Source organism: Microtetraspora malaysiensis (assembly GCF_001528665.1).
GTDB lineage: Bacteria > Actinomycetota > Actinomycetes > Streptosporangiales > Streptosporangiaceae > Microtetraspora_A > Microtetraspora_A malaysiensis.
Genome location: NZ_BBYJ01000018.1, coordinates 72992 through 97727 on the forward strand (window position 1 = coordinate 72992; position 24736 = coordinate 97727).

Below are 24736 nucleotides of genomic sequence, written 5' to 3' on the forward strand. Positions count from 1 at the left end.
GGAGTTCCGCGCGGGCAGGGACCAGACGGACATGCTCCTTGCGGGAGAGGGTGACGGCGAGATGGCGGGCGAGGAGAACCGGCGGCCGGCCGCCGCCAACCGGGTCTTCGAAGAGACGGACGAGGGGTACCGCACCTCCGCGCGCGGACTGGAGGTGCTGCGCGAGCCGCTGCTGAACAAGGGGACCGCGTTCACCGCCGAGGAACGCGACGAACTCCACCTGCACGGTCTGCTGCCGGCGGCGGTGGAGACGCTCGACCAGCAGGCGCGCCGGGTGTATGCCCAGTACCAGGCGCAGGCCACCGACCTGCTGAAGAACATCTACCTGGAGGCGCTGCGCGACCGCGACGAGGTGTTGTACTACCGCCTGCTGTCCGATCACCTGCGGGAGATGCTGCCGATCGTCTACGACCCGACCGTCGCGCAGGCGATCAAGAACTACAGCCACGAATACCGCCGGCCCCGGGGCGTCTACCTGTCCGTCGACGACGTGGACGGCATCGAGCGCGCCTTCGCCGACCTGGGACTGGGCCCGGACGACGTGGACCTGGTGGTGGCCTCCGACGCCGAGGAGATCCTGGGCATCGGCGACTGGGGGGTCGGCGGCGGCGCCGGGATCACGGCCGGCAAGCTCGCCGTCTACACCGCCGCGGCCGGGATCGACCCGGCACGCGTCGTACCGGTGGCGCTCGACGTCGGCACCGGCAACGAAGCCCTGCTGAACGACCCCGGCTACGTCGGCAACCGGCACACACGGGTGCGCGGGCAACGGTACGACGACTTCATCGACGCGTACGTCACCACCGCCACCCGGATGTTCCCGGGAGCCCTGCTGCACTGGGAGGACTTCGGCCCCTCCAACGGGCGGCGGATCCTGGAGAAGTACACCGGCCGCGTCCCCACCTTCAACGACGACATGCAGGGGACCGGCGCCATCGTGCTGGCCGCCATGCTGGGCGCCGTCCGGGCGTCCGGGACGCCGATGCGCGACCAGCGGATCGTCGTCTTCGGCGCCGGCACCGCGGGCATCGGGATCGCCGACCAACTGCGGTCGGCGATGGTGCGGGACGGCCTGGATCCGGACGCCGCGACCCGGCGCATCTGGCCCGTCGACAAGCAGGGCCTGCTCCTCGACGACATGACCGACCTCCGGGACTTCCAGACTCCGTACGCCAGGCCCGCCGAGGAGGCGCGCGACTGGAAGCGGGACGGCGGCATCGGCCTGCTGGAGGTGGTCGAGCGGGTCAAGCCGACGATGCTGCTCGGCACCTCGACCGCGCACGGCGCCTTCACCGAGCAGGTGGCCCGCGCGATGGCGGCCGGCGTCGACCGGCCCGTCATCTTCCCGATCTCCAACCCCACCGAACGGATCGAGGCGATGCCCGCCGACCTGCTGCGCTGGACCGACGGCCGGGCCCTGATCGCCACCGGCATCCCGGTCAACCCGATCACCTACGGCCGGGTGACCTACGTGATCGCGCAGGCCAACAACGCGCTGCTGTACCCGGGACTGGGGCTGGGCACGATCGTGGCCCGCGCGCGACGGGTCAGCGACGGCATGCTGCAGGCCGCGGCCGAGGCCGTGGGCGGCATGGTGGAGGTGACCGCGCCGGGCGCGTCGCTGCTTCCCCAGGTGGAGAACCTGCGGGAGGTGTCGGCGACCGTCGCGGTCGCGGTCGCCGAGCAGGCCGCGCGGGAGGGCCTGGCCCGCGCCGACCTCAAGGACCCGGTCCAGCAGGTCCAGGACGCGATGTGGCAGCCGGTGTACCGGCGGGTCAGGGGGCGGTAGCCGTGACCGCGGACGATCGACGCGCCGGCTCCGGGCCGCCCGTACACGACGTGCCCATCGGGCTCAGCGGCTCCGGCACCCGCACCGAGACCGACTCCATCGGCGAGATCGAGGTGCCGGCCGACCACTACTGGGGCGCGCAGACCCAACGATCGCTGATCCACTTCGACATCGGCGACGACCGCATGCCGAAGGAGGTCTACCACGCGTACGGCTACATCAAGAAGGCCGCGGCGATCGTCAACGGCGCCGCCGGGCGGCTGCCCCACTGGAAGGCCGACCTCATCGCGCGCGTCGCCGACGAGGTGATCGGCGGCGACCTCGACGAAGAGTTCCCGTTGTACGTCTGGCAGACCGGTTCGGGCACCCAGTCGAACATGAACGTCAACGAGGTGATCTCCAACCGGGCGATCCAGCTTCTCGGAGGCGAGCTCGGCAGCAAGCACCCCGTGCACCCGAACGACCACGTGAACATGTGTCAGTCCTCCAACGACACCTTCGTCACCGCCATGCACATCGCCGCCGTCCAGATGATCGAGGCCCGGCTGCTGCCCGCCCTGGACCGGCTGCGGCACGCCGCGGAGGTGAAGAGCCGTGAATGGGAGCACGTGGTCAAGATCGGCCGAACGCACCTGGAGGACGCCACCCCGCTCACGGTCGGTCAGGAATGGTCCGGATATGTCGCACAGCTCGCCGACGCCACCGACCACCTGCGCCATGTGGCGCGCGAGCTGTACCGGCTGGCGATCGGCGGAACCGCGGTCGGCACCGGCCTGAACGCGCCGCCCGGCTTCGGCGACGAGGTCGCCGCGCGGCTGGCCGAGCTGACCGGCCGCCCCTTCACCAGCGCGCCCAACAAGTTCGCCGCCCAGGCCTCCTGCGACGCGCTCGTCCGCGTGTCCGCGGCGACGCGCGCCCTGGCCGCGCCGCTGTTCAAGTTCGCCAACGACCTGCGCTGGCTGGCGTCCGGGCCGCGAACCGGCCTCCAGGAGCTCGTCCTCCCCGCGAACGAGCCGGGCTCGTCGATCATGCCGGGCAAGGTCAACCCGACCCAGGCCGAGGCGATGCTGATGGTGGCCATCCAGGTGATCGGCAACGACACCGCCGTCTCGATCGCCGGCGGGGAGGGCAACTTCGAACTCAACGCGTTCCGCCCGATCATCATCGACAACGTTCTGCATTCGGTGCGGATCCTCGCGGACATGATCGATCACTTCCGCCGCTTCCTCGTCGAGGGTGCCCGCGTGAACCGCGGCAAACTCGCCGACAACCTGCGCCGCTCCATCATGATGGTCACCGCGCTCAGCCCGGTCATCGGCTATGACAGAGCCGCTCGCATCGCCCACCGCGCCCTCGACGAGGACCTGACCCTGGAGGAGGCCGCGCTGAAGTCCGGGGTCAGTCGCGAACTGTACGAACGCGTCGTCGTCCCGGAGGACCTCACCCGCCCCGGAGTCGCCGAGGCCGGTGACGGGGACGCCGCGGGCGGCTCGCGTTGACCCGTCGCGTCCCAAGGACGAGCCCGGCGGCCTCGGCGATCGCGTTGACCCGTCGCGTCCCAAGGACGAGCCCGGCGGCCTCGGCGATCGCGTTGACCGAGGCGTGTACCCCGTCGCGGGCGAACACCCGCCGGGCGGCCCGGAGGAGGGTTTCGTCGTTGCGGGCGACCTCGGCTGTCGGGCTTGCTGCTGTCTGGAGACGCCCATGCCCGGCATCCTGGAGCTTGCGGAGCAAAACGCTCCGCAGTATGGTTCTCGAAGTGCGGAGCAAATCGCTCCGCACTAAGGGAAGCGAGGACCCGATGCATTCGAACAAGTCCGTGCTCGTCGCCGGAGCGACCGGAAACCAGGGCGGCGGCACCGCCGAATCCGCTCCATCCGCCGACGTCAGCGCCATCGCACGGGTCGTGGCCGCCGTCGAACGCACGCAGCGGACCAAGGACGCCGAGGGCTTCTTGGCGTTGTTCCACCCCGACGCGCTGTGGACGACTGGCCACGGCAAGGTCCTGGTCGGTCTGGACGCCATCGCCGAGTTCACCCGCGCCGTGCTGCCGAGGGCCGACTGGGACGGAGACGTCACCTACGAGGTCGTCCACACCCGGTTCCTGCGGCCGGACGTGGCGGCCGTCAAGGTCAGGCAGGTCTACCACGCGCCCGACGGCGCTTCGGAGGGCGCTCCGCTGTACGTCATGACCAAGCAGGACGACGGGGCCTGGCTGCTGCACGCCTGCCAGAACACCCCGGTCCAAGCCGATTGAGCATGCAACTCCCCGCCCCGGAGCGCGACCCCGTCTGGAGCAACTCGGGAACAACCCGGGCGATCGCAGCATTCGCCCTTTTCCCTGGCTTTCCGTGCTGCCGCCCGGGGCGGTGACAGACTGGTCCGAGCGCTGTCCACACAGCGGTCATACCCGCTCTGACCTGCGGCGATGGGAGTGTCGATGGCGGACGGAAACGACGTTTTCGATGTAATCGTGATAGGTGCCGGACCCGTCGGGGAGAACGCGGCGAAGCGCGCCGTACGGGGCGGCCTGACGGCCGCGGTCGTCGAGGAGCGCCTGGCGGGCGGCGAGTGCGCCTACTACGCGTGCATCCCGAGCAAGGCGCTGCTGCGGCCGATGGGGCTGGCGGCCGAGGTGAGCCGGATCCCCGGGCTGGAGCTGCGCGGTCCGATCGACGCCGCCGCGGTGCTGGCCCGCCGCGACGAGACCGTGTCCAACCTCGACGACAGCGGTCAGGTGAGCTGGATCGAGAACGTCCCGGCGACGTTCGTCCGGGGCCGCGGGCGCCTGGCCGGGCCGTTGCAAGTTGAGGTGACGACGCCGGACGGCGGCGTCCGGCCGCTGCGGGCCCGGCACGCCGTCGTCATCGCCACCGGCAGCGACCCGTGGATCCCCGACACGCCCGGACTGCGGGAGGCGCGTCCGTGGACGAACCGGGAGGCGACCAGCGTCCAGCAGGTGCCCAAGCGCCTGGTCGTGATCGGCGGCGGCGCGGTCGCCTGCGAGATGTCCCAGGCGCTGCACTCCCTCGGCGCCCAGGAGACGACCGTGTTCGTGCGTGGCGACCGCCTGCTCGCCCGGACCGAGCCGTTCGCCGGCGAGCTGCTGGCGAAGTCGTTCCAGGACTCGGGGATCGACGTGCGCTTCAGCCGCTCGTGCGTCCGCGTCGAGCGGCCCGTCCCGGGCGGCCCGGTGACCGTCCACACCGACGACGGCTCGGTGATCGAGGCCGACGAGATCCTCGTCGGCACCGGACGGCGGGCGGCCGTCGGCGACATCGGCCTGGACACGATCGGCCTGCCCACGGTCGGCCCGATCGAGGTGGACGCGAGCATGCGGGCGACGGGCGTCCCCGACGGCTGGCTCTACGCCGTGGGCGACGTCAACGGGCGCAACCTGCTCACCCACATGGGCAAATACCAGGCCCGGATATGCGGCGACGTGATCGCCGCCCGCGCCCAGGGGCGGCCCGACAACCTGCGGGCGACGCGCGACATCGCCGACGACCAGGGCGCCCCCCAGGTCATCTTCACCGACCCGCAGGTCTGCGCGGTCGGCCGCACGGAGGCGCGGGCCCGCGCCGACGGCTTCGCCGTACGCGCCGTGGAGTACGACATCGGCGCGGTCTCCGGCGCGTACCTGCAGGCCGACGGCTACACCGGCCGGGCGAAGATCGTCGCCGATGAGGACCGCCGCGTGCTCCTCGGCGTCACGTTCGTCGGTCCGGCCGTGGTCGACCTCCTCCACTCGGCCACCGTCGCGGTGATCGGCGAGGTCACCCTCGACCGGCTGTGGCACGCCGTCCCGCCGTTCCCGACCGTGAGCGAGATCTGGCTGCACCTGCTGGAGGAGTACGGCCTGTGACGGTCAGCGGCGGCAGGTGAGGCGCAGCCGCCCCCAGGAGGTGTTGGCGTAGCCTCTGGGGTTCCACAGCGCCGCCGGTGACTCGGGGTGTGTGGCGCCCGCGCCGTCCCAGGCGCGGGCCACGATCTCCGCCTCGCCCTCGGGCAGGACGAGGGTGGTGCGCCAGAGCCGCCAGGCCCAGGGGCTCGCCGGCGCGTCCAGCTTCGCCTGCGTCCACGTACGCCCGGCGTCCGGGGAGACGTCCACGCGGGCGACGCCGCGGCCGTCGCCCGTGAACGCGTACCCGATGATCTCGGTCGGTCCGGGCGGCACCCGGGAGCCGTGCTCGGGGCGCAGGATGTCGCAGGTGAGGGCGACCGGCCCGAGCGGGATGCCGGCCCCCGGCCCGCACCGGGACGGGTCGGCGCCGGGCGGCAGCATCCGGTACGCGACGGCCTGGAAGTAGCCGTCGGAGGGTTCCGCGCGGGCGGTGACGCGGTCGAGCCATTTCACGCTGCGGGCGCCGATCCAGCCCGGCACGATCGCGCGCAGCGGGGCGCCGTGGACGGCGGGCAGCGGATGGCCGTTCATCGCCCAGGCGAGCAGCACCTCGTCCGCGGTGGCCTTGGCCACGGGGATGGAGCCGCCGTAGAGCTGGGGCGGGTCCGCCTCCCGCGCCATGTCCGGCGCCGCGAAGGCGACGTGCGCGGCCTCGGGACGCAGGCCCGCCTCGGTGAGCACGTCGGTGAGGCGCGCACCGGTCCAGGACGCCGTGGACACGGCGCCGGACCGCCAGGGGTCCTCGCCCGGGATGTCGCGGACCTCGATCAGCTCGGCACGGCGGTTGCCCGCGCACTGCAGCGTCGCGACCACCTCGTACGCGGGGAAGCGGGAGCGCAGCTCCTCCAGCGAGAGTCGCGACGGGCGCTCGACCAGGCCGTCCACCTCCAGTCGCCAGGTGGCCGGGTCGACGCGGGGGACGGGCCCGTGGTTGCGGCTGTAGAAGGTGTCGAGCGGCGTGGTCAGCCGCTCCGCCAGGGCGGACGTGGGCGGCTCGGCGTTGAACGGCTCGTCCGTGTGGACGAGCATGTCATCCCTTTTGTCCCACCTAGTCATACTTCACGGGTACCCGAGGCGAGTACGGCGATGCGTCACCGCCAGCCCCGTGCGGTGGCCGCGCGGTGGCGGCCACGCCCGTGAATGGAACAAGACGGAGATGGAGATGTGGGGCTACTCGGTGCCGGGGGTTTTGCGCGTGGTCACGTTCATGCGGTTCCAGGCGTTGACCGTGAAGATCAGCGCGATGAGCTGGGCGAGCTCCGCCTCGTCGAAATGCCGCGCGGCCTCGTCGTACACCTCGTCCTCGACCCCCTGGGGCAGCAGGGTCACCGCCTCGGTCAGCGCCAGGGCGGCGCGCTCCTTGGCGGTGTAGAGGCTGGACTCCTGCCAGGCGCTCAGCTGGTAGATGCGCGCCTCGGTCTCGCCCGCCCGGCGGGCGTCGCCGGTGTGGTAGTCGATGCAGTACGCGCATCGGTTGATCTGCGAGGCGCGGATCTGCACCAGCTCGACCAGGACCGGGTCCAGCCCCTCGCGGGCTGCGGCGTCCAGTCGCAGCACGGCCTTGAAGACCTTGGGGGCGACGGTCGACATGTTCATGCGTGCGGGAATTGCAACGTTCGTCATGTCTTCGACCCTAGAAGCGTGAGCGGCCCAAGATAGGGTGCATTCTCATGGATGTTTTGTGGGTCAATTTCCGGCACCGGATGTGGCGGTGAGCGGCCTGCCCCCGGACGGCGGCAGCGACCTGCACCTGGAGCTCACCGGCGGCGGTGGCGCGCGCGTGCGGCTGATGCGGGCGCTGCGCGAGGCGATCCGTTCGGGGCTGCTGGCACCCGGCACCCGGCTGCCGCCCTATCGCGCCCTCGCCCTTGACCTGGGAATCGCCCGCAACACCGTGGCCGCCGCGTACGCCGAGCTCGTCGAGGAAGGCTGGCTCACCTCACGTCAAGGCTCCGGCACGTACGTCGCGCATCGCGCCGCACCCCTCGAACCCGACCGCCGGAGCTTCCCCGATCGCCCGTCCCGCCTGCGCGTCATCCACGACCTGATGCCCAGTTCCCCCGACGCCGCCGCCTTCCCGCGCTCGTCCTGGATCACCTCGGCCCGGCGCGCGCTGGCCGCCGCGCCCAGCGACGCCTTCGGCGTCGGAGACCCCCGCGGCCGGCCGGAGCTGCGCCAGGCGCTGGTGGACTACCTGGCGCGAACCAGAGGCGTACGCACCAAGGCCGAGCACATCGTGATCTGCTCGGGCTACGCGCACGGGCTGCGGCTGGTGTGCCAGGTGCTGGGCGGCCCGGTCGCCGTCGAGGCGTACGGGCTCGACTTCCACCGCTCCATCCTCACCGGGGCGGGCCTGACGACCGTGCCGCTCACCGTGGACGCCCACGGCGCACGCATCGATGAGCTGCCGGCCACGGGTGCGAAGGCCGTCCTGCTGACGCCGGCGCACCAGTACCCCACCGGAGGCGCCCTGCACGCCGAACGCCGCGCCGCGGTCATCGACTGGGCGCGTGCCACGGGCGGTCTGCTGCTGGAGGACGACTACGACGGCGAGTTCCGCTACGACCGCGAACCGATCGGCGCCGTCCAGGGCCTCGACCCCGACCGCGTCGTCTATTTCGGCTCGACGAGCAAGAGCCTGTCACCCGCGCTCCGGCTCGGCTGGATGGCGTTGCCCGGCCGGCTGGTGGACGACATCGTCGCCGCCAAGGGCCCGCGCGAGCTCTGGTCGGGCGTCACGGACCAGCTCACCCTGGCCGACTTCATCACCTGCGGCGCCTACGACCGCCAGCTGCGCCGCATGCGCGGGATCTACCGGCGCCGTCGTGACCTGCTCACGGCCACGCTCGCCGAACGCGCCCCGCACATCACCGTCAGCGGCATCGCCGCGGGCCTGCACGCCGTCCTCGATCTTCCCGCGGGCAGCGAGCAGGCGACGCTCCGCGCCGCCCGCCGCCTGGGTCTCGCCGTGGAGGGCCTGGGCCCCCACCGGCACCCCGGCAGCACGATGCCGCCGCGCGACGGTCTGGTCATCGGGTACGGCACTCCACGCGAGCACGCGATCGCCGCCGCGCTGGACGCCCTCTGCCTCGCCCTGCCCGACGCGCCGTAGTCCCGGCGGGCGGCGACGAAGGCTCAGGGAGCGGAGCCCCGCCGCCGTCGTGACGGACGGCGGCGGGGCTCCAGGTGTTCCGCCGGACTCAGAGCGCGAGTTGCGCGTTGAAGGGCGGGTAGGCGGCCAGCGGTCGCATGGCCAGGCGCAGGAGGGCGAGCGCGTTGTCGTCTCCGGCGATCCGGTTGGCGCTCAGCTTCCCGCAGGCCAGGCAGTGGTGAATGAGCAGCCACTCCCCGTCGTGCCGGGCCGTCACGCCCACCGCCGCCATGCGCCCGCGACACGTCTCACGTCGATCACCGGGGATCCGGCCGTCGACGTGCAGACTCGTCAGGCAGTGCGGGCAGTGGTTGCGGTGCGCCGTGCCGGGCGCCGTCAGCGGCACATCGAGGCGGCAGCTGGTGCAACGGAACGCGTCGCCCCGCTCACCGCCCGGCCCGTGCAGCACATCCTTGCGCCGTTGCGGCCTCCGCCGCTGCGGTTTCCGTCGTGGCATTGCCGTCTTCCGTCCTCTCGTCACCGGGGGCGCGTCACAGATCGCCGAAGGTTTCGAGCGGGAACGGCGGCTGGGCGAGCGGACGGACCGCCATCCGCATGAGGATGAACTGGTTGTCGTCCCCGCAGATGGGGTTGGACGTCAGCTCGCCGCAACGGGTGCAGTTGTGGATGAGTTCCCAGTCGCCGTTGCGGAGCACCGCGATGGCGATCGGGGACATGCCGGAGCGGCACTCCGACGGACCGCCTTCGACCTGGTCCCGGACATGCTGGGAGTACAGGCACCTCGGGCAGTGGTTGCGCCGGCGGCCGTCCGGGGCGAACGCGGCCACGGTGAGGCCGCAGCGTACGCACGGGAAAGCCGTGGTCCTGAGAACAGAACTCGGGATGTCATTCGACATCGGAAGAGACCCCTTGCTGAATGTCTTTACGAGGGCAGCAAGGAAGCGCCGAGCGGGCCTTGGGAGGCGTTCATCCGCCGACGGTGTTCACGCGGGTACGCGAACACACGGAAATGTCGGTGCACCGGGGCCCGGCCTGACCGACAGGTGACACGTCAGTGGCAGGACCCGCCCAGGGCACAGAGAGGCGCGCTCGGCGCGGACCGGGGCATAAATCAACTGCTTTCTAGGGCGCGACGGCCCGGAGTTCACTGACAGAGTGCCCGGGGAGCATAACAACGGCCCGCGCCGACCAGCGAACGGTTTTTCACGGCGTCGCCTCTTTCGCCCGCGGGACGGCGACGCCGCGGGGCTGGTAACGACGCGGCATCCGTGTGCAGATAAGCAGAGGAGTTTCAACCGGTTAGTGAGGCGCCATGACCGAGCGGACAGTGCTGATCTCCGGAGCCGGCGTCGGCGGGCCGACGGCGGCCTACTGGCTGGCCGGGCACGGCTTCCGTGTCACCGTCGTCGAACGCGGTGGAACGCCGCGCTCCAGCGGGAACCCGGTGGACGTCCGAGGCCCCGCCGTACGCGTCGCCGAACGGATGGGTGTCCTGTCCCGGCTGCGCGCGGCGGCCACCGGCACGACGGGCCTCACCTTCGTCGACGCGGCGGGACGGCGGGTCGGCCGCATGGACATGCGCGCCTTCCAACAGCCGGACGAGGTCGAGATACCACGCGGCGACCTCGCCTCGATCCTCTACGAGGCGAGCCGCGACCACGTCGAGTTCCTCTTCGACGACTCCATCGCGACCCTCGACCAGGACGAGCACGGGGTCGAGGTCACCTTCGACCGCGCCGGGCCCCGCCGCTTCGACCTGGTGATCGGCGCCGACGGCCTGCATTCGATGACCCGCCGGCTGGCGTTCGGCGCGGAGAGCGGATTCGTGCGCCACATGGGCCTCTACGTCGCGACGATGCCGCTCGGCGGCCGGTCCGGACCCGGCCGGGACATCCTCATGCACAACATCCCCGGCAGGGCGGTCGCCGTCAGCTCCACGCCCAGCGGCGCGTTCTTCCTGTACCGCAGTCCGGCGGAGCCCGGCTTCGACCACCGCGACATCGAGCAGCACAAGCGGCTCCTGACGCGCGCGTACGCGGATGTTTCCTGGCGCGCGCCCGAACTGCTGGAGCGGGTGCGCGCCGCCGACGACCTCTACTTCGACTCGGTGAGCCAGGTGCGCCTGCCGCGCTGGTGGAACGGCCGGGTCGTGCTCCTCGGGGACGCCGCGTCCTGCGTGTCGCTGTTCGGGGACGGCTCCACCCTGGCCATGGCGGGGGCGTTCACTCTCGCCGAGGAACTGGCCGCCGGTCCTGGCGACCCCGGGGCGGCCTTCCGCCGGTACGACGCCGCGCACCGGCCCCTGGTCGACGCCAAGCAGGGGAACATCGGACAGGTGTCGGCGCTCATGGTCCCCGCGACGCGGCGCGGCATCCTGGCGCGGAACCTGGCCACCCGCCTGTGGCCCGCCGTGGCCGCCGCCGCCCGCCTGAAGGGCGCTTTCCGCAGGGCGTAGGGGTCCCCTACGAGGCGCGGGCGGCCGAAGATGACCGCGAGCCGGTCACCTCAGACCGGCCCCCCTTCCGCTGCCCGGCTACTGAACACGGCCGGCTCAGCGTCGGCGCCTCCCCGGCACCTTGGGCCGGCCCCGGGTCACCCAGAAGACGACGAGCACGATCGCGACCGTCACCGGCCCCGCCACCGCGAGATGGGCGGTGAACCGCTGAACGATCTCCGGGGCGACGTGGTAGCTGACGGTGACCAGGGTCGCCGCCCACGCGCAGGCCGTGGGCAGACTCGCCGTCGCGAAGGTGCGGTACGGCATGCCGGCCCAGCCCGCGAGCCGGGGGGTGAGCGTGCGCGCGCTGCCGAACCACTGGGCCGCGACCACCGCCCAGCGGCCATGCCGTCCGAGCAGCTCGCGCGGCCGGTCCCAGCGGCCGGGCGCGAACCGGTGAAACGACGGGGCGCCCTCGCGGCGCCGTCCCCACAGATAGGAGATCTGGGTGCCGGTAACCGCCGCGCAGGCCGCGACCCCGATCGCCCCGCCCAGCGGCACCACGCCCAGATGGGCGAAGTAGCCGAGTGCGACGAGCACGCTCGTCCCGGGCAGGGCGACGCCGACCAGCAGCCCGGCCTCCGCGGTCAGCAACAGCCACGCGACCGCGAGCAGCAGCGGCGGGGAGAACCGGCCGAGTAGATCAGACACCGGCGACCGGCCTGCGGCAGACGTACGCCATCCCCGGCGGCAGGTTCCGCCAGACGGGCCCGGTGGTCAGCACCTCGTCGAAGGCCGCCCGCAGCCTCCGCCGCAGCGCCCTGGCCCCGGCGAGCGGCAGGGCGTGCAGGTAGGTCACGGTGGTGAACGCCCCGGTCGGAGCGAGCGCCCGGCTCACCTCGCCGAGGATCCGCTCCTGACGCCGGCCGGGGAACAGCGACCACGGCAGCGTGCTGACGATCGCGTCCACCCGGTCCGCTCCCGCCCGCGCCAGGAGCGCGCCGAGGTCGGCGGCGTCGCCGTGGATGGTCTCCATCCACGGCTTGGTCCGGCGCAGGTGCGTGACAAGGTCCGGCTCGATCTCGACGGAGAGGTGCCGTGCGCCGGGGGAGAGCCGCTCCCGGATGGCCTCGCTGATCGAGCCGGTCCCCGGGCCGAGCTCGACCACCACCGGTGTGCCGCTCGTGGGCACCACCGCGGTCAGGGCCCTGGCCAGTGAGGGAGAGCTCGGCGCGATCGCGCCCACGACCCCCTGCCTGCGCAGCGCGGCCGACATGAACGCCCGCAGGTCCGGGGCCAAGGCTGTCTTCATGAAGTCAATGAGATCGTCACGGGGGTGCCGTCCGCAGGGCGCCAGAACCTAGTCCTCGGGGTAGGTCTGGCCATACCTCCCGGGTGGGTTCAGGTGGTTGGCCGGTCGGACGGCACGGGCCGTACTGTCGGGGAATGCAGTCATCGGCGGCCTGGCGGGCCCTTGTTCGGTGGGACCTGTTGCGTACCGCCTGGCCGTGGCGCTCGGTGGCCTACCTGATCACCGGCGTCCTCCTCGGGGAGGTCGTCCTGGTGGCGTTCCTCTTCGCGCTGTTCGTGAGCACGCTCCTGGCGTTGCTGCTGGTGGGCATCCCGCTGCTGCTGGTGCTGGGGTTCAGCGGGATACCGGTGGCCGCGCTGGAACGCCGCCGGTTGCGGATCATCGATCCGGAGCCGGCCGACACACCGCACCGCCGGCTCGACCGTCCGGGGCTGCGCGGGTGGGTGGGGCCGCGCCTGCAGGAGTCCGCCACCTGGCGGGAGCTGGCCTACGTGATCCTGATGATCACCGTGCTCTGGCCGATCGAGCTGCTGGCGGTGACGTTCGGCCTCGGCGTACCCGCGACGATGATCCTCACGCCGGTCCTGCGCGCCCAGATGGGTGAGGTGAGGGTGCTGAAGTTCTGGCTGGTCGACACGGACCTGGGGGCCTTCGCGGCGCTCGCGTTGGGGCTGATCTGGCTCGCCCTGGCCCTCTATCCGCTGACGCTGCTCGCCGCCGCGCACGGCTCGCTGGCCCGGCTGCTCCTCGTGTCCCGGGACGCCGAGAACGGGCAGCGGCTTGCGGAGCTGACCCGGTCCAGGACCCGGCTGGTGGAGGCGTTCGAGGTCGAACGGCGGCGGATCGAGCGGGACCTGCACGACGGGGCCCAGCAACGGCTGGTCGCGCTGACCATGACGCTCGGCCTGGCCAAGCTGTCGGAGGGCGCGGAGGCGGCCGATCTCGTCACGAAGGCGCACGAGCAGGCGAAGCTCGCGCTGGCCGAGGTACGCGACCTGATCAGGGGGATCCACCCGCAGATTCTCACCGACCGGGGGCTGCCCGCGGCCGTCGCCGACGTCGCCGACCGCTCCCCGGTGCCCGTCGAGGTCTCGATGGAGCTTCCCGGACGGTTGCCCGAGTTCGTGGAGTCCGCCGTCTACTTCGTGATCTCCGAGGCGCTGACGAACGTGGCCAAGCACAGCGGCGCCCACGGCGCGTCGGTCACCGGGCGCCTGGACGGCGACTGGCTGGTCGTGGAGATCCGCGACGACGGCGTGGGAGGCGCGGACGCCTCGGTGGGCACCGGCCTGGCGGGGCTCGCCGACCGCGTCTCGGTGGCGGACGGCAGACTGATGCTCTCCAGCCCGCCCGGCGGGCCGACCCTGCTACGAGTGGAGATCCCTTGCGCCTCGATCGCCCCCTCTCGATAGTCCTCGCCGAGGACGGCGTGCTGCTCCGCGAGGGGCTGGCCGGGCTGCTCAACCGGTTCGGGCACCATGTGGCGGCCACCGCGGGCGACGCAGACGGGCTCGTCGAGGCGGTGCGCGCGCACGCCCCCGACATCGTGGTCACCGACGTGCGGATGCCGCCCGGCTTCACCGACGAGGGACTGCGGGCCGCGGTGGCGCTCCGCGCGGCGGACCCGCGGCTGCCGGTTCTCGTGCTGAGCCAGTACGTCGAGCAGACGTACGCGAGTGAGTTGCTGGACTCGGGGGACGGCACCGGCGTCGGCTACCTGCTCAAGGATCGGGTCGGCGACGTGGAGGAGTTCGTGGACGCGCTGCTCAGTGTCGCCGCGGGCGGAACGGTGGTGGACCCCGAGGTGGTGCGGCAGCTGCTGCGCCGCCGGCGTGACCCGCTCGAACGGCTCTCGCCACGCGAGCGGGAGGTCCTCGCGCTGATGGCCGAGGGCCGGTCCAACGCGGCCGTCGCCAGGAGCCTGGTGATATCCGAGGCCGCCGTGGGCAAGCACATCGGCAACATCCTCACCAAGCTCGACCTGCCCCCGGCCGAGGACGACCACCGCCGGGTCCTCGCGGTCGTGACCTACCTACGCGGTTGACGCCGGGCACGCCGTGGGTCTCTTCGGGGGCGATGGGGTGAATCCCTCTTCGAGGGTGATATCGCGAACAGCGCGTTCAGCTCTCGGAATTGTTTGAGGGTATTTGGGGTGGATTGTCAGTCAAATTCCGACGCTTCATCAGCATGACGCCGACGGCATTCAAGCCGGCGCCCCATATCAGGAGGACGGTCAGCCACTGCCCCCACATGAAAGGAGTCATCGGCCCGGAAAGCAGGTTCTGAACCGACGGGTGCGGCGTGAGCCAGCCCTGCGCGGGCCGGAGTACGTCGACGGCGCCGAGCACGGCCCAAAGGCCCATCGGCAGAACGATGGTGGCGAGGAACGCGACGACGGGCGGCCGCAGCAGGAGGCCCAGCCCGGTGCCGGCCAGCTGGGCCGTCATCTGCACCAGCACGCCGCCCGCCGCGATGGTCCCGACGTGACTCCACGGCGTGTGGGCGGCGTCGGGCTCACTGACCGCGAGCATGACGACGCAGATCAGAGTCCCGAAGACGCCGGCGACGGCGGCCACCGACAGCGCGCCCAGCAGGGTCGGCGCGGCGCGTACGGGGCGCGGCGCCCGGCGCAGATCGCCGGCCAGCAGGACGCCGAAGAACGGCACCGCCACCGACATCGCGCTCTGCACCGGACCGGAGAGCGCGGCGAACGTCCAGTCGGGGGATGGCGCCGCCACGGCCACCGCCAACGTGGCGGACAGGCCCGCCAGCAGGGTGATCGCGACCAGCCACTTCCGGGGGAGCGTTCCGACCGAACGCCGGATCGCGTCGAGAGTGGTCCCGCCCGAACGGGTGGCCGTTTCCCCGGCGTCCAACAGTTTTTGCTGCAAAGCTGGTACTCCCGTTCCGTCGGCGCGTTTTCATATCCGGATCGAAACAGCATTCGCCGTCACATCGGCTGAATATCACGATATCCAGATAACAGAGTCCGGCCGAGGAAGTTCCACGACTTAAGCGGCAATTGTTGTACGCGCTGAATGGCGCCGACCGCCAGGGCGAGCGGAACGCGGCGATTTGTGTCGAATGCGCCGGTGCGACGCCCGGGCCCGCCCCCGGACGGACGTCGCGCCGGCTCACCCATGAGAAGCGGGACCGGTCACCCGGCCACGGTCGCGTGACGGGTCACCGGCCTCGGGCGAGAACGAGGCCGATGCGCTCGCCCAGCCCTTGGGCGTATCCCAGCTGGACCAGCAGCTCGCACACCGGCTCCAGGTACCGCGCGTTGGTCATCGGTCCCACGTCAATCGCGTCGAACCCCAACTGGGTCCCCAGCTCGACGGCCACCTTCCTGCTCTCGGGGTCGTCGCCCGCGACCGGGAGCAGCAGCCGGCGGCCGTCCAGCACGGAAGTCGCCATGGTGGCCGCGAACACGGTGTTGAACGCCTTGACGACCCTCGCGCCCGGAAGTGCGGCCGCGACCTGCTCGCCGCCCGAGGTCTCGTGGCCCACGGTCAGGGACATGAAGTCGGGGGACAGCGGGTTGGTGGCGTCGATCACGACCTTCCCGCGTAGCGACGCCTTCAGCTCGCCGCCGAATTCCCGCACCGCCGGGTAGGGCACGGCCAGTACGACGACGTCGGAGTGGGCGGCCTGGGCGGCCGCCCGCTCCGGGGGCGTCGAGGTGTTGACCCCGGTGACACTGTGGCCGACCTCGGCGAACCGCTCTGCCAGGACAGAGCCGACGTTGCCCGTTCCGATGACGCAGATCTCCACGAGACCTCTCCCTGTTCGATGTTGCTTCGAATTCGAAGCAACATAACACACGTGCTTCGAATTCGAAGCAACCGGTAGAGTGTCGCCCATGGATGAGCCCAGATGGCTGAACCAAACCGAGATGCAGGCGTGGGCCGGCTTCCTCGAGGCGTCCGACCTGCTCAACCGGCTGGTGGAACTTCATCTGCGCGAGGCTGGCGGGCTGACCCGCGTGCAGTACGAGATCCTGCACCGGCTCAACGAGAGCCCCGAGAGCGTGCGCATGACCGAGCTGGCCTCGCTCATGGTCTGTTCGCCGAGCGGCCTGAACTACCAGGTGGGGCAGCTGGTCAAGAGAGGGCTCGTCCAGCGCGACGCCGACCCCTCGGACGAGCGCGGCATCCTGGTCTCTCTCACGGAGCAGGGGCGTGCCGTACTCCTCGCCGCGGCGCCAGGGCATGTGGCGACCATCAGGGCGGGCTTGATCGACCTACTGAGCGAGCAGCAGGTGGCGCAGCTCGCGACGATCATGAAGGTGGCTCGCGATCATTTGCGGAGCGTCGTCCCGACGGTGCCGTCCCGCAAGGCGGCCGACAAGCGCGGCTGACCGGTCACCGCGCACGCCCCGGACGGGCGCCGGCGTGGTCGCGCCCTGACGGACACGTCGGCGTCGCGGACGTCAGGAATGGATCTTCTTGTGCTCGGCCAGCATCGCGACGTACTGCTCGATGCGGCGCGCCCGTGTCTCGGGCTTCTTGGCGTCCTGAACGCGGTACAGCACCGCGTAACGGTTGGCGCTGTCCAGCGTCGCGAAGAACGCCTCCGCGGTGGGATTCTCCGCCAACGCGCGGGCCAGGTCGTCCGGCACCGTGGCGGTCCGCGATCCGTCATACGCGGCGTCCCAGCGGCCGTCTTCCTTGGCGCGTTCGATTTCGAGCAGACCCTGCGGCTTCATCCGGCCCTGCTCGATCAGCGCGACGGCCTTGTCCCGGTTGATCTTCGACCACCTGCTCTTCGGGCGGCGGGGAGTGAAGCGCTGCAGCCAGTGCCCATCGTCGAACGTGGCCTTCTGCCCGTCGATCCAGCCGTAGCACAGTGCCACGTCGAGCGCCTGCGCGTAGTTCAGCGAATCGACGCCGGGCGCCTTCTTGGCGAGCTTGAGCCAGATCCCGGGCGGAGAGTCGTGGTGGGCGGCGAGCCACGTCTCGAACGCCTCGGCCGACGGAAAAAAGAGGATCTCTCGGTCATGAGCCACCGCAGTAGTCAACCATGCGCGTGGCACAACGGTTGGTGTCCCACCGTTCCCCCGATACCTGTCGGCGGCGCCGCGGCCGGTGGCCGGGATCGGGTGCTGATCGCGCATTCCGGAAAATCGCCGTGAGCGGGGAGATCTCGGCCATTAGGGTGCGCTCGTGGACACTCTGGAGAACCTCGTCATCACCAGGCGGCTGCGCGTTCCTGTCGACGCCCCGGCCGACTCCACATCGGGGTGGGGGGAGGTGGCCGCCCGCCAGCTCGACGCCGCGCTGCTGAGCGTCGGCTTCGCCTGCTCGGCGGCCCTGCTCGAACGCCTGTCGCGGTTGTCCGGCGAGACCGTGGTCGATCTCGGCGTACGGATCCTGGCCGGCGTCCGCCGCCTGGTCGGCGACCATGTCCGGCACAACGCCTACTTCATCGACTTTCCCGCGAACGTGCCCGACACCCTGGAGTTCTGGGCCGGTCTGCTGCGCGAGGCGCTGCTCGACCCGGTCGCCGCCGCGCGCGTCCAGCCGTCCACGCTCGACCTGCTGACGCTGCCGGACTACGGCCGCTACCAGCACGCGTACGCCGACCTGCTGGCCGCGCACGCCGAGCTGATCCCGCTCGCCGGGGACCGGGTGACCGTGCTGGAGCTGGGCGGGAGCCTGGAGTCCGAGGCGCGCGACCTCTACTTCTCGCTGGCGGGCGCGGAGACGCCGCTCGCCGCCGAGGACCTGGCGGCCCTGCGCACCCTGGCCGCGTTCTTCGCCGACCAGCCGGAGCGCGTCCCCGTTCGTGAGAACCGCGCCGTCATCAACGAGGTACGGCTGGCCGCCGGGCAGCCGCTGCTCGTCGACACGGTGACCGACGTGCTGCGGCTCGCCTGCGGCTGCTCCGGGGGCGACGTCACGCTGGCCACGCCCACCAGGTTCCGCTCGTTCCGCCGCGCCGAGCGCCGTGCCCTGCTGCGGGCCCTGGACGCCGTCGCCACCCCGGCCAAGCTCGGCGACGTGTCGCGGCACCGGGAGCAGTGGAAGCGGCTCGGCGAGCGGCTGCATCCCCACGAGTACCCGCAGTTCCCGCGTGCCGCCGGCGTGTTCGAGGTGGCCAGGGGCGTGCGCGAGGCCGCCGGCTTCGACAGCCGCGTCGAGGCCGCCCTGTCGGCGGGCCGTACCACCGACGCCGTCGAACTGCTGGAGAAGGCGCCCGGCGCGCTGCTGCGCCGCCTCGACCACCTGTTGCGTACCGGCGGCCGGTCCGCGTCGGCCGTACTCGACGCCGCGGAGCGCGCGGCGGCCGGCGCCTCCGGCCGCGTGCTGCTGTCCCTGCGCGAGCACCTGCAGAACCGGCTCGCCCCCGCCGCCGGCCGTCTCTTCGCCAACCGGTACGGCAGGGCGTGGGTGGCGTCCGACTCCCGCCCGCCGCTTGAGGAGGAGCTCCTGACGCGGGCGCTCGCCGTCCTGGACGAGGAGATCGCCCGCCGCCTCCCCGACCCCGGCGAGCTGATCGTCGATCCCGGCGTGCTCGACGTCGCCCTGCCGCTGTCCGGCAAGGCCGTCGCGCCCGGGCTCGGCATGCTGCCCCGCGGCTCGCTCTCGCGGGTGGACGGCGAGCTGCTCAGGTTCTTCGTCCACTGGCGCCAGGCCGGGCGGCGCACCGACTACGACCTGTCCGCGCTCATGCTCGACGCCTCCTACGACAACCCGACGCACATCTCGTGGACGAACTACGCCAACCGCTTCGCCACGTACTCCGGCGACCTCACCGAGGCGCCCGCGCCGCACGGCGCTTCGGAGTTCATCGACATCCGTCTCGCCGACGCGACCCAGCCGATCATCATCCCCCAGGTCAACGTCTACGCAGGTGAGCAGTTCCACGAGGCCGCCGAGGCGTTCTTCGGCTACATGACGCGGGACGCCGAGCAGGAGGGCCGGCCGTTCGAGCCGCGCACCGTACGCATGAAGTCCGACCTGCGCGGCTCCGGCCGGGTCGCGCTGCCGCTCGTCTTCCTCCGCGGTGACGACGGCGACTGGCGGGTGAAATGGCTGCACCTCTACCTGAAGGGGTTTCCCGGCTTCAACCAGGTCGAGGGCAACCGGGGCACCGCCTCCCTGCTGGTGCGCTCGATCGTGGAGCGCGACTACCTGCGGGTCCGCTACCTGGCCGACCTGCTGCGCGCGAATGCGTCGTCGGCCGGGCACGCCACGTACATCGGGCTGGAGGCTCCGGACGATCTGCCGGCGGGGTCGCGGGCGTACACGCCCGCGACGCTGCACGAACTGATCCCCGCCTGATACGGTGGCGACACCGCGAGGCCATGGGTGAGCTTCCTTCTTAACCCTAAAGAACCTAGTTCTCCCGCTTTCCTCGCGTTCCGGTCGTGAGGCCATTCGAGGGCTTCCTTCTTACCTGGTTCGAATCCAGGTAGGCCCCAGTGGGCCTACTGGTCTTCTAGTGCCCGAGCCTTCCTCACGACCGCACCATGGCCTCGTTCCGCCAGAGCGGCGATTCGCCGACCACCGTCTGGGCCGTTCACTCCTGGTGCCTGCGCACCATGCCGGCGGCGAGGGGAGCCCCGGCGAAGTCACCGGCGGTGATCCGCGCCGCCACGGTCCGGCGGACGAGCCGGTCGGCCAGGCGCGGGGCGTGCCTGGCCACCGCCATCTCGACGCGTCCGCGGGCGGTGGTCGCCACATCCCGCGGGGCGCGGCGCGCCGTCAGCGCGCGGGCGATCGCGTCGACCACGCCCTCCACGGGCTCCGGCCGGGACACCGCGTCGAGGGACAGGCCGGCCCGCCGGGTGCTGTCGTGGATCGGGCTGCGCACCATACTCGGATAGATCGTCGTCACGCCGACGTGCGTCCCGACTTCGAGCCGGAGCGCGTCGGCGTAGGCGGCCAGCGCGCGCTTCGAGACGCCGTACGCGGCGGCGAGCGGCAGCGGCAGGACCGCCATCCGGGAGGCGACGAAGACCACCCGCCCCCTCGCGCGCACCAGATGGGGCATGACCGCGGCCGTGACGCGCCAGGCGCCGACGAGGTTCAGCCGGAGCTGCGCGTCCACCTCCTCGTCGGGAGCGAGCTCGGCCGGGGCCGGCCCGCCGCGCCCGGCGTTGTTGACCAGCACGTCGACGCCGCCGAGGAGCGCGACAGCCTCGTCGACCGCGGCGTCCACGGACTCCTGGGACGTGATGTCGCAGGCGACGATCGGTACGCCGGAGTCCTCGGGGCACGCGACGTCCAGCCCGACCACGTGCGCGCCCTCCCTGAGGAAACGCTCGCTCATGGCCCGGCCGAAGGTGCCGGCCGCCCCGGTGACCAGGATCCTGCGTCCGGCCAGGCCGCCCCCGGATGCGGGGCGCAGCTCCTTCTTCATGATCCGGAGGTACGCGTCGATGTCGATCCGCATGTGCGGGCGCCGCTCGCCCCAACGGGCCCGGGCGGCGGCGAGCTCGGCGGAGGCGATCTTCGCGGCCGTCTCGGGCGCGGGCGGCCGGTACGTTCCGGCGCGGAGACCGGCCACCATCCGGCCCTGCGCCTCGACGACCGGCAGCGCCGACCCGGTGGACTGCATCAGCCCGACATAGCTGATGGACGTGTCGTCGACGGGGAGGACGTGGCGGTAGAGCAGCAGGCCCGCCGGATCGCCCGCCGTGTCGGCGTCGAGGAAGGGCACCACCGCGCGGTATCCGGTGCACCAGATGACGTGGTCGACCTCGTCCACCTGGCCGTCGGCGAAATGGACCCGCGACCCGTCGAACCGGGAGAGGCCGTGCCGGGCGAGCACCTGCCCCGCGGCCACCAGCGCGGGTACGGAGTCGCTCAGGGTGGGGTGGTCCTGGAGCAGGCCCTCCCGGGGGGTGGGGAGACGTGGTCCCGCGGGCCTCCTGTCGAGGATCCGGAGCATGGTCTGCGAGATCGCCTGCCGCACCCGCCAGGGGAGCAGGGCGGCCAGGGCGCCGTTGAGCTGGTCGGAAGGACGGCCGAGCAGCCATTTCGGGATCACCCAGACGCCTCGGCGGGCCGACAGCAGCACGGCCGAGGCATGGTCGGTCAGCTCCGAGGCGATGTCCATCGCGGAGTTGCCCGTGCCGACCACGAGCACGCGCTTTCCCGTGAACTCCGCCGGGGTGACGTAGCCGTGCGCGTGCGACTGGGTGCCGGTGAACGACCCGGGGTAGGGCGGGTCGGGGTAGCGCGGCACGTGGTTGTGGCCGTTGGCGACCACGAGATGCTCGACCACCTCACGGCTCCGCCCGTCCGGGCCGTCCAGGACCAGCTCCCACGACCCGTCGGGGGTGCGCCGCGCCGACTCGAGCGTCGTGCCGAACCGGAAGCGTTCGGCCACCCCGGAACGGTCGGCGTACGCGAGCAGGTATTCCAGCATCTGGGCGCGGCTCGGGTAGTCCGGCCACTCCTCCGGCATGGGGAAGTCGGAGAACTGCGTGCGTGGCTTGCTCGTGTTGAGGCAGAGCCCCTCGTAGGAGGCGGTGGCGTCGTCCAGCCGCCACAGGCCGCCGAGCCCGTCGGCGCGCTCGATGCCGAGCACGGGCACGTCCGCCTCGATCAGCGCCTTGACCGTGGCTATCCCGGCGGCTCCGCCACCGACGACGGCGGTCATGCCCGGCTTCATGGGGTCCATCACGCACCCTCCGATTAATCCATCGACTGATGGAATTATTGGCGGGATGAGCCGCGTGCGCCAGGGGGTGCGTAGAGGAGATCGATCAGACGGTGGGCGTAGGCGCGGAACTCGCGCCTCTCGCGGGCGACGGCGACCGCCCCGGCTCCCGCGGCGGTCAGCGCCGCCACGTGGCCGTGCGCCGCCCACACGAGGCTCCGCACGGTGACGTGAGGGGTCGGCTCGCCGATGAGGCCGCGCGCGGCCGCGTCCAGCAGGGCCTGCTCGATCTCGTGGTAGATCGGCAGCGCGTACGCCTCGTCCAGTGGAGAGTGCCGGGTGGGGTCCAGCCAGCGGCGCAGCCACAGGAACGTGGTGTGCGGGTGCTCGTCCAGGAAGTCGACGAACGTGTCCACGAGGCGGTGCATGGCCCCCACCAGGTCGGAGTGCGACGCCGTGCGCGCCGCCTCCGCGACGGCGCGGACCGAGGGTTCGAGGGTCGCGCGCTCCAGCGCGAAGACCCGGGCGAAGCAGGCCTCGCACAGCTCCGCCTTGGACGGGAAGTGGTGGTGGACGCTGGAGACGTCGATCCCGACCTGCCCGGCGATGTCGCGCATGGAGACGCCGTCGAACCCGCGTACGGCGAAGAGCTCGGTCGCCTTCAGGAGGATGCGCTCGGGTGTGGCGGGTGCGGAAAGGTCACGTGGCGGCCGCCCGCGCCGGCGCGCGCGGGGCGCTCCGGCGTCTTCCTCGCTCGTCTTCATGCCTCAAGTCTGGTCGCGTCCCCGCCGGGCGCGCAATCAATCGCCCGTTGGATTACCGGTCGCGCGTGCCAAGATACTCTTCCGCAGGTCGGCAACTATTGCGATTTTCGCAATCGAGAGCATAGGCTGCAGGTCGTGGCAGGGGAGAAGACAGCAGCGCGAGTACGGCAACTGATCGCGGAAAGCGGTCTCACACAAGCCGAGTTCGCCGGAAGGGCCGGTTTCGACGCCTCCAAGATGTCGAAGTCGCTCTCGGGTGTCCGGCGATTCACGTCACTCGACCTCGCCCGGATCGCGGACCTCTGCGGAGTGACCGTCGACTGGCTCCTCGGTGCGGATCCCATCTCGCCGTCCCTGGCCGCACGAACGGCCGCATCCCCGTTGACCTCGGCTGACACCGCCGTCGGCGAAGCCGAACGCCTCGCGCAGATGCGGGCCGACCTCGCGTTCCTCGGATTCCGGCAGGACGTGCCGAGGTTCGAGCTCGGTGGCGGGTCCTTCGTGGACCAAGGGACGCATCTCGCCGTCACCGCCGCCGAGCATGCTCTCAGTAGGGACGTAACGCTCTGGAAGTGCCGAGACCTCGCGGCAGCCGTTGAGACAGCGTTCGGAGTGGACGTCCGAGTGCACAAGCAGCCGGACGGATTCGACGGGCTCTCCTGGTCCGACGACGACTCCGCGCTGATCGTGGTGGGAACCTCCGAGGTTCCCGCCCGCCAGAGATTCACGATCGCGCACGAGTTGGGTCATCTCCTCGCGCGCGACGACCAGAAGCTCAACGTGGACGTGAACATCAACGACGCCGAGCACAAGAGGAAGCCGTCGGAGAAGCGTGCGAACGCGTTCGCCGCGGAACTTCTTCTCCCCGCACAGATGCTCCGGGAAGAAGCCGGCCGTACAAGGTGGAGCCGCCATGATTTCGCCGCGCTGACCTGTCGGTTGTGGGTCTCACCAAGCACGCTCGCATGGCGATTGTTCAATCTCGAACTCATAGACCGCGACCGCTGCGATTCCTTCCGCGGGATGACGGCAGGGGAGGCGGCGTCTCTCGCGGGGGAGTGGGAGTCCTTCGGCGAGTGGATCCAGAACGCGTCCCACACGCGGATCCCCGCTCCGCTGGTCCGCGACACCTTCCAGGCGTACGTCGAGAATAAGTCCACACTCCGTCCGTTCGCGAACCTGCTCGACGTCGACACGGCCACGCTCCGACAGGCGATCAGCGGCACGAGAGAGGACTCTCCCCTCGCGTCATGACCTGGTACTGGTTTCCGGACAACACAGTGCTCTGCAACTTCGCCGTCGTCAGGAAGTTGCCGCTCCTGCGACAGCTCTTGCGCGAGCGTGGTTGGTCGTTGGACCGACCGTGCGACGAGTGCGCGAAAGGGCCGTCGACGCGGCGTCCATCCTCAGGACTGGGCGGGCTTCTTTGTTGCGTCTGGGGGATTGAGCAATCTACGTCCCCGTTAGTCCCGTTGTATAAATCTGAGCGGTCTAGGGCGAATCGTTGTACTCTCTGGCTTGTAGCCCGTTAGGTCAGGAACGGGGGCGGATCGAATGGCGTCGGTTATCTTGGGAAGAACACTTCCGGTGCTGCTTCGCACACCCGCGTCTATTCCTGGCCTAGCGAGCCGCTCAGGTCGATGCCGGTACGGGTCGAAGTTTGTCGGTTACCACTTCTAATGGGGCGGTCGCTGGTTCGAGTCCAGCCAGAGACTCCGGTCTCTGTAGCTCAGTTGGCAGAGCACCACACACCGGCGGGCACCCCACATCCGTACCAGCATCACGCCTGATCGTTCGTCGGTCTTG

At 71.2% G+C, this 24736-nt stretch carries 22 protein-coding genes; 11 read left to right on the forward strand and 11 right to left on the reverse strand.

The window, feature by feature from the left end; genetic code table 11:
• The first annotated feature begins 31 nt into the window (after positions 1–31).
• The 4 genes from AWQ71_RS24100 (at position 32) to AWQ71_RS24115 (ending at position 5654) form a co-directional block, all read left to right on the forward strand.
• Positions 32–1789 (forward strand): NAD-dependent malic enzyme, encoded by a 1758-nt coding sequence (locus AWQ71_RS24100; protein ID WP_281196242.1) that lies wholly within the window; start codon positions 32–34, stop codon positions 1787–1789.
• A gap of 2 nt (positions 1790–1791) precedes the next feature.
• Positions 1792–3288: a class II fumarate hydratase gene (gene fumC / locus AWQ71_RS24105; RefSeq protein ID WP_084259242.1), complete on the forward strand. Its 1497-nt coding sequence runs from the start codon at positions 1792–1794 to the stop codon at positions 3286–3288.
• A gap of 302 nt (positions 3289–3590) precedes the next feature.
• Positions 3591–4046 (forward strand): SgcJ/EcaC family oxidoreductase, encoded by a 456-nt coding sequence (locus AWQ71_RS24110; RefSeq protein WP_084259219.1) that lies wholly within the window; start codon positions 3591–3593, stop codon positions 4044–4046.
• A gap of 183 nt (positions 4047–4229) precedes the next feature.
• Positions 4230–5654, forward strand: coding sequence for a dihydrolipoyl dehydrogenase family protein (locus AWQ71_RS24115; protein WP_157570529.1), 1425 nt, complete (start codon positions 4230–4232; stop codon positions 5652–5654).
• Positions 5655–5657: 3 nt separating this feature from the next.
• Here AWQ71_RS24115 and AWQ71_RS24120 read toward each other — a convergent pair whose 3' ends face one another.
• Together AWQ71_RS24120 and AWQ71_RS24125 are read right to left on the reverse strand one after the other, a co-directional pair.
• Positions 5658–6722 (reverse strand): sulfite oxidase, encoded by a 1065-nt coding sequence (locus AWQ71_RS24120; RefSeq protein WP_218001931.1) that lies wholly within the window; start codon positions 6720–6722, stop codon positions 5658–5660.
• Positions 6723–6863: 141 nt separating this feature from the next.
• Positions 6864–7316, reverse strand: a complete 453-nt coding sequence (locus tag AWQ71_RS24125) for a carboxymuconolactone decarboxylase family protein (RefSeq protein ID WP_218001932.1) — start codon at positions 7314–7316, stop codon at positions 6864–6866.
• 88 nt (positions 7317–7404) lie between these two features.
• On the opposite strand from AWQ71_RS24125, the gene pdxR reads away from it, so the two are divergent.
• Complete coding sequence (gene pdxR / locus AWQ71_RS24130) at positions 7405–8805, forward strand: MocR-like pyridoxine biosynthesis transcription factor PdxR (RefSeq protein WP_245658442.1); 1401 nt, start codon at positions 7405–7407, stop codon at positions 8803–8805.
• A gap of 88 nt (positions 8806–8893) precedes the next feature.
• On the opposite strand, the gene AWQ71_RS24135 is transcribed toward pdxR, so the two are convergent.
• Entirely contained in the window at positions 8894–9301 is a 408-nt protein-coding gene (locus AWQ71_RS24135) for an RNHCP domain-containing protein (RefSeq protein ID WP_067137012.1), read from the reverse strand.
• Positions 9302–9335: 34 nt separating this feature from the next.
• The gene (locus AWQ71_RS24140) at positions 9336–9701 is read right to left on the reverse strand and encodes an RNHCP domain-containing protein (RefSeq protein ID WP_067137014.1); all 366 of its coding nucleotides are present in this window, start codon (positions 9699–9701) and stop codon (positions 9336–9338) included.
• Positions 9702–10117: 416 nt separating this feature from the next.
• Between AWQ71_RS24140 and AWQ71_RS24145 the strand changes: the two genes are divergently transcribed.
• Positions 10118–11260 carry an FAD-dependent monooxygenase gene (locus AWQ71_RS24145; RefSeq protein WP_067137016.1) on the forward strand — a complete coding sequence of 381 codons (1143 nt, stop codon included), beginning with the start codon at positions 10118–10120 and terminating at the stop codon, positions 11258–11260.
• A 96-nt stretch (positions 11261–11356) separates the two neighbouring features.
• Here AWQ71_RS24145 and AWQ71_RS24150 read toward each other — a convergent pair whose 3' ends face one another.
• Both AWQ71_RS24150 and AWQ71_RS24155 read right to left on the reverse strand, forming a co-directional pair.
• Positions 11357–11953, reverse strand: coding sequence for a DedA family protein (locus tag AWQ71_RS24150; RefSeq protein ID WP_067137018.1), 597 nt, complete (start codon positions 11951–11953; stop codon positions 11357–11359).
• Positions 11946–12554 (reverse strand): class I SAM-dependent methyltransferase, encoded by a 609-nt coding sequence (locus AWQ71_RS24155; protein WP_067137020.1) that lies wholly within the window; start codon positions 12552–12554, stop codon positions 11946–11948. The genes AWQ71_RS24150 and AWQ71_RS24155 overlap by 8 nt, the downstream gene beginning before the upstream one ends.
• Before the next feature lie 134 nt (positions 12555–12688).
• Between AWQ71_RS24155 and AWQ71_RS24160 the strand changes: the two genes are divergently transcribed.
• Positions 12689–13966: a sensor histidine kinase gene (locus tag AWQ71_RS24160; RefSeq protein WP_067137023.1), complete on the forward strand. Its 1278-nt coding sequence runs from the start codon at positions 12689–12691 to the stop codon at positions 13964–13966.
• A complete protein-coding gene (locus AWQ71_RS24165) occupies positions 13939–14598 on the forward strand; it encodes a response regulator transcription factor (protein WP_067137024.1) in 660 nt (219 codons plus the stop codon). The genes AWQ71_RS24160 and AWQ71_RS24165 overlap by 28 nt, the downstream gene beginning before the upstream one ends.
• Positions 14599–14674: 76 nt before the next feature.
• On the opposite strand, the gene AWQ71_RS24170 is transcribed toward AWQ71_RS24165, so the two are convergent.
• A complete protein-coding gene (locus AWQ71_RS24170; protein WP_067137027.1) occupies positions 14675–15430 on the reverse strand; it encodes a hypothetical protein in 756 nt (251 codons plus the stop codon).
• 307 nt (positions 15431–15737) lie between these two features.
• Positions 15738–16328, reverse strand: a complete 591-nt coding sequence (locus AWQ71_RS24175; protein WP_067137029.1) for an NADPH-dependent F420 reductase — start codon at positions 16326–16328, stop codon at positions 15738–15740.
• A gap of 88 nt (positions 16329–16416) precedes the next feature.
• On the opposite strand from AWQ71_RS24175, the gene AWQ71_RS24180 reads away from it, so the two are divergent.
• Positions 16417–16914, forward strand: a complete 498-nt coding sequence (locus AWQ71_RS24180; RefSeq protein ID WP_067137031.1) for a MarR family winged helix-turn-helix transcriptional regulator — start codon at positions 16417–16419, stop codon at positions 16912–16914.
• A gap of 72 nt (positions 16915–16986) precedes the next feature.
• Here the strand turns inward: AWQ71_RS24180 and AWQ71_RS24185 are convergent, their stop codons facing one another.
• Positions 16987–17562, reverse strand: coding sequence for a YdeI/OmpD-associated family protein (locus AWQ71_RS24185; RefSeq protein ID WP_218001933.1), 576 nt, complete (start codon positions 17560–17562; stop codon positions 16987–16989).
• 157 nt (positions 17563–17719) lie between these two features.
• Here AWQ71_RS24185 and AWQ71_RS24190 point away from each other — a divergent pair, with 157 nt between their 5' ends.
• Positions 17720–19840 (forward strand): TerD family protein, encoded by a 2121-nt coding sequence (locus tag AWQ71_RS24190; protein WP_067137035.1) that lies wholly within the window; start codon positions 17720–17722, stop codon positions 19838–19840.
• Positions 19841–20078: 238 nt separating this feature from the next.
• On the opposite strand, the gene AWQ71_RS24195 is transcribed toward AWQ71_RS24190, so the two are convergent.
• Both AWQ71_RS24195 and AWQ71_RS43965 read right to left on the reverse strand, forming a co-directional pair.
• On the reverse strand, positions 20079–22187 hold the full coding sequence (locus AWQ71_RS24195) for an SDR family NAD(P)-dependent oxidoreductase (protein WP_067137037.1): 2109 nt from the start codon (positions 22185–22187) through the stop codon (positions 20079–20081).
• Between the two features lie 35 nt (positions 22188–22222).
• Entirely contained in the window at positions 22223–22930 is a 708-nt protein-coding gene (locus AWQ71_RS43965; protein WP_067137039.1) for a TetR/AcrR family transcriptional regulator, read from the reverse strand.
• Between the two features lie 135 nt (positions 22931–23065).
• Between AWQ71_RS43965 and AWQ71_RS24205 the strand changes: the two genes are divergently transcribed.
• Positions 23066–24184 (forward strand): helix-turn-helix domain-containing protein, encoded by a 1119-nt coding sequence (locus tag AWQ71_RS24205; protein ID WP_067137041.1) that lies wholly within the window; start codon positions 23066–23068, stop codon positions 24182–24184.
• Positions 24185–24736 lie beyond the last annotated feature (552 nt).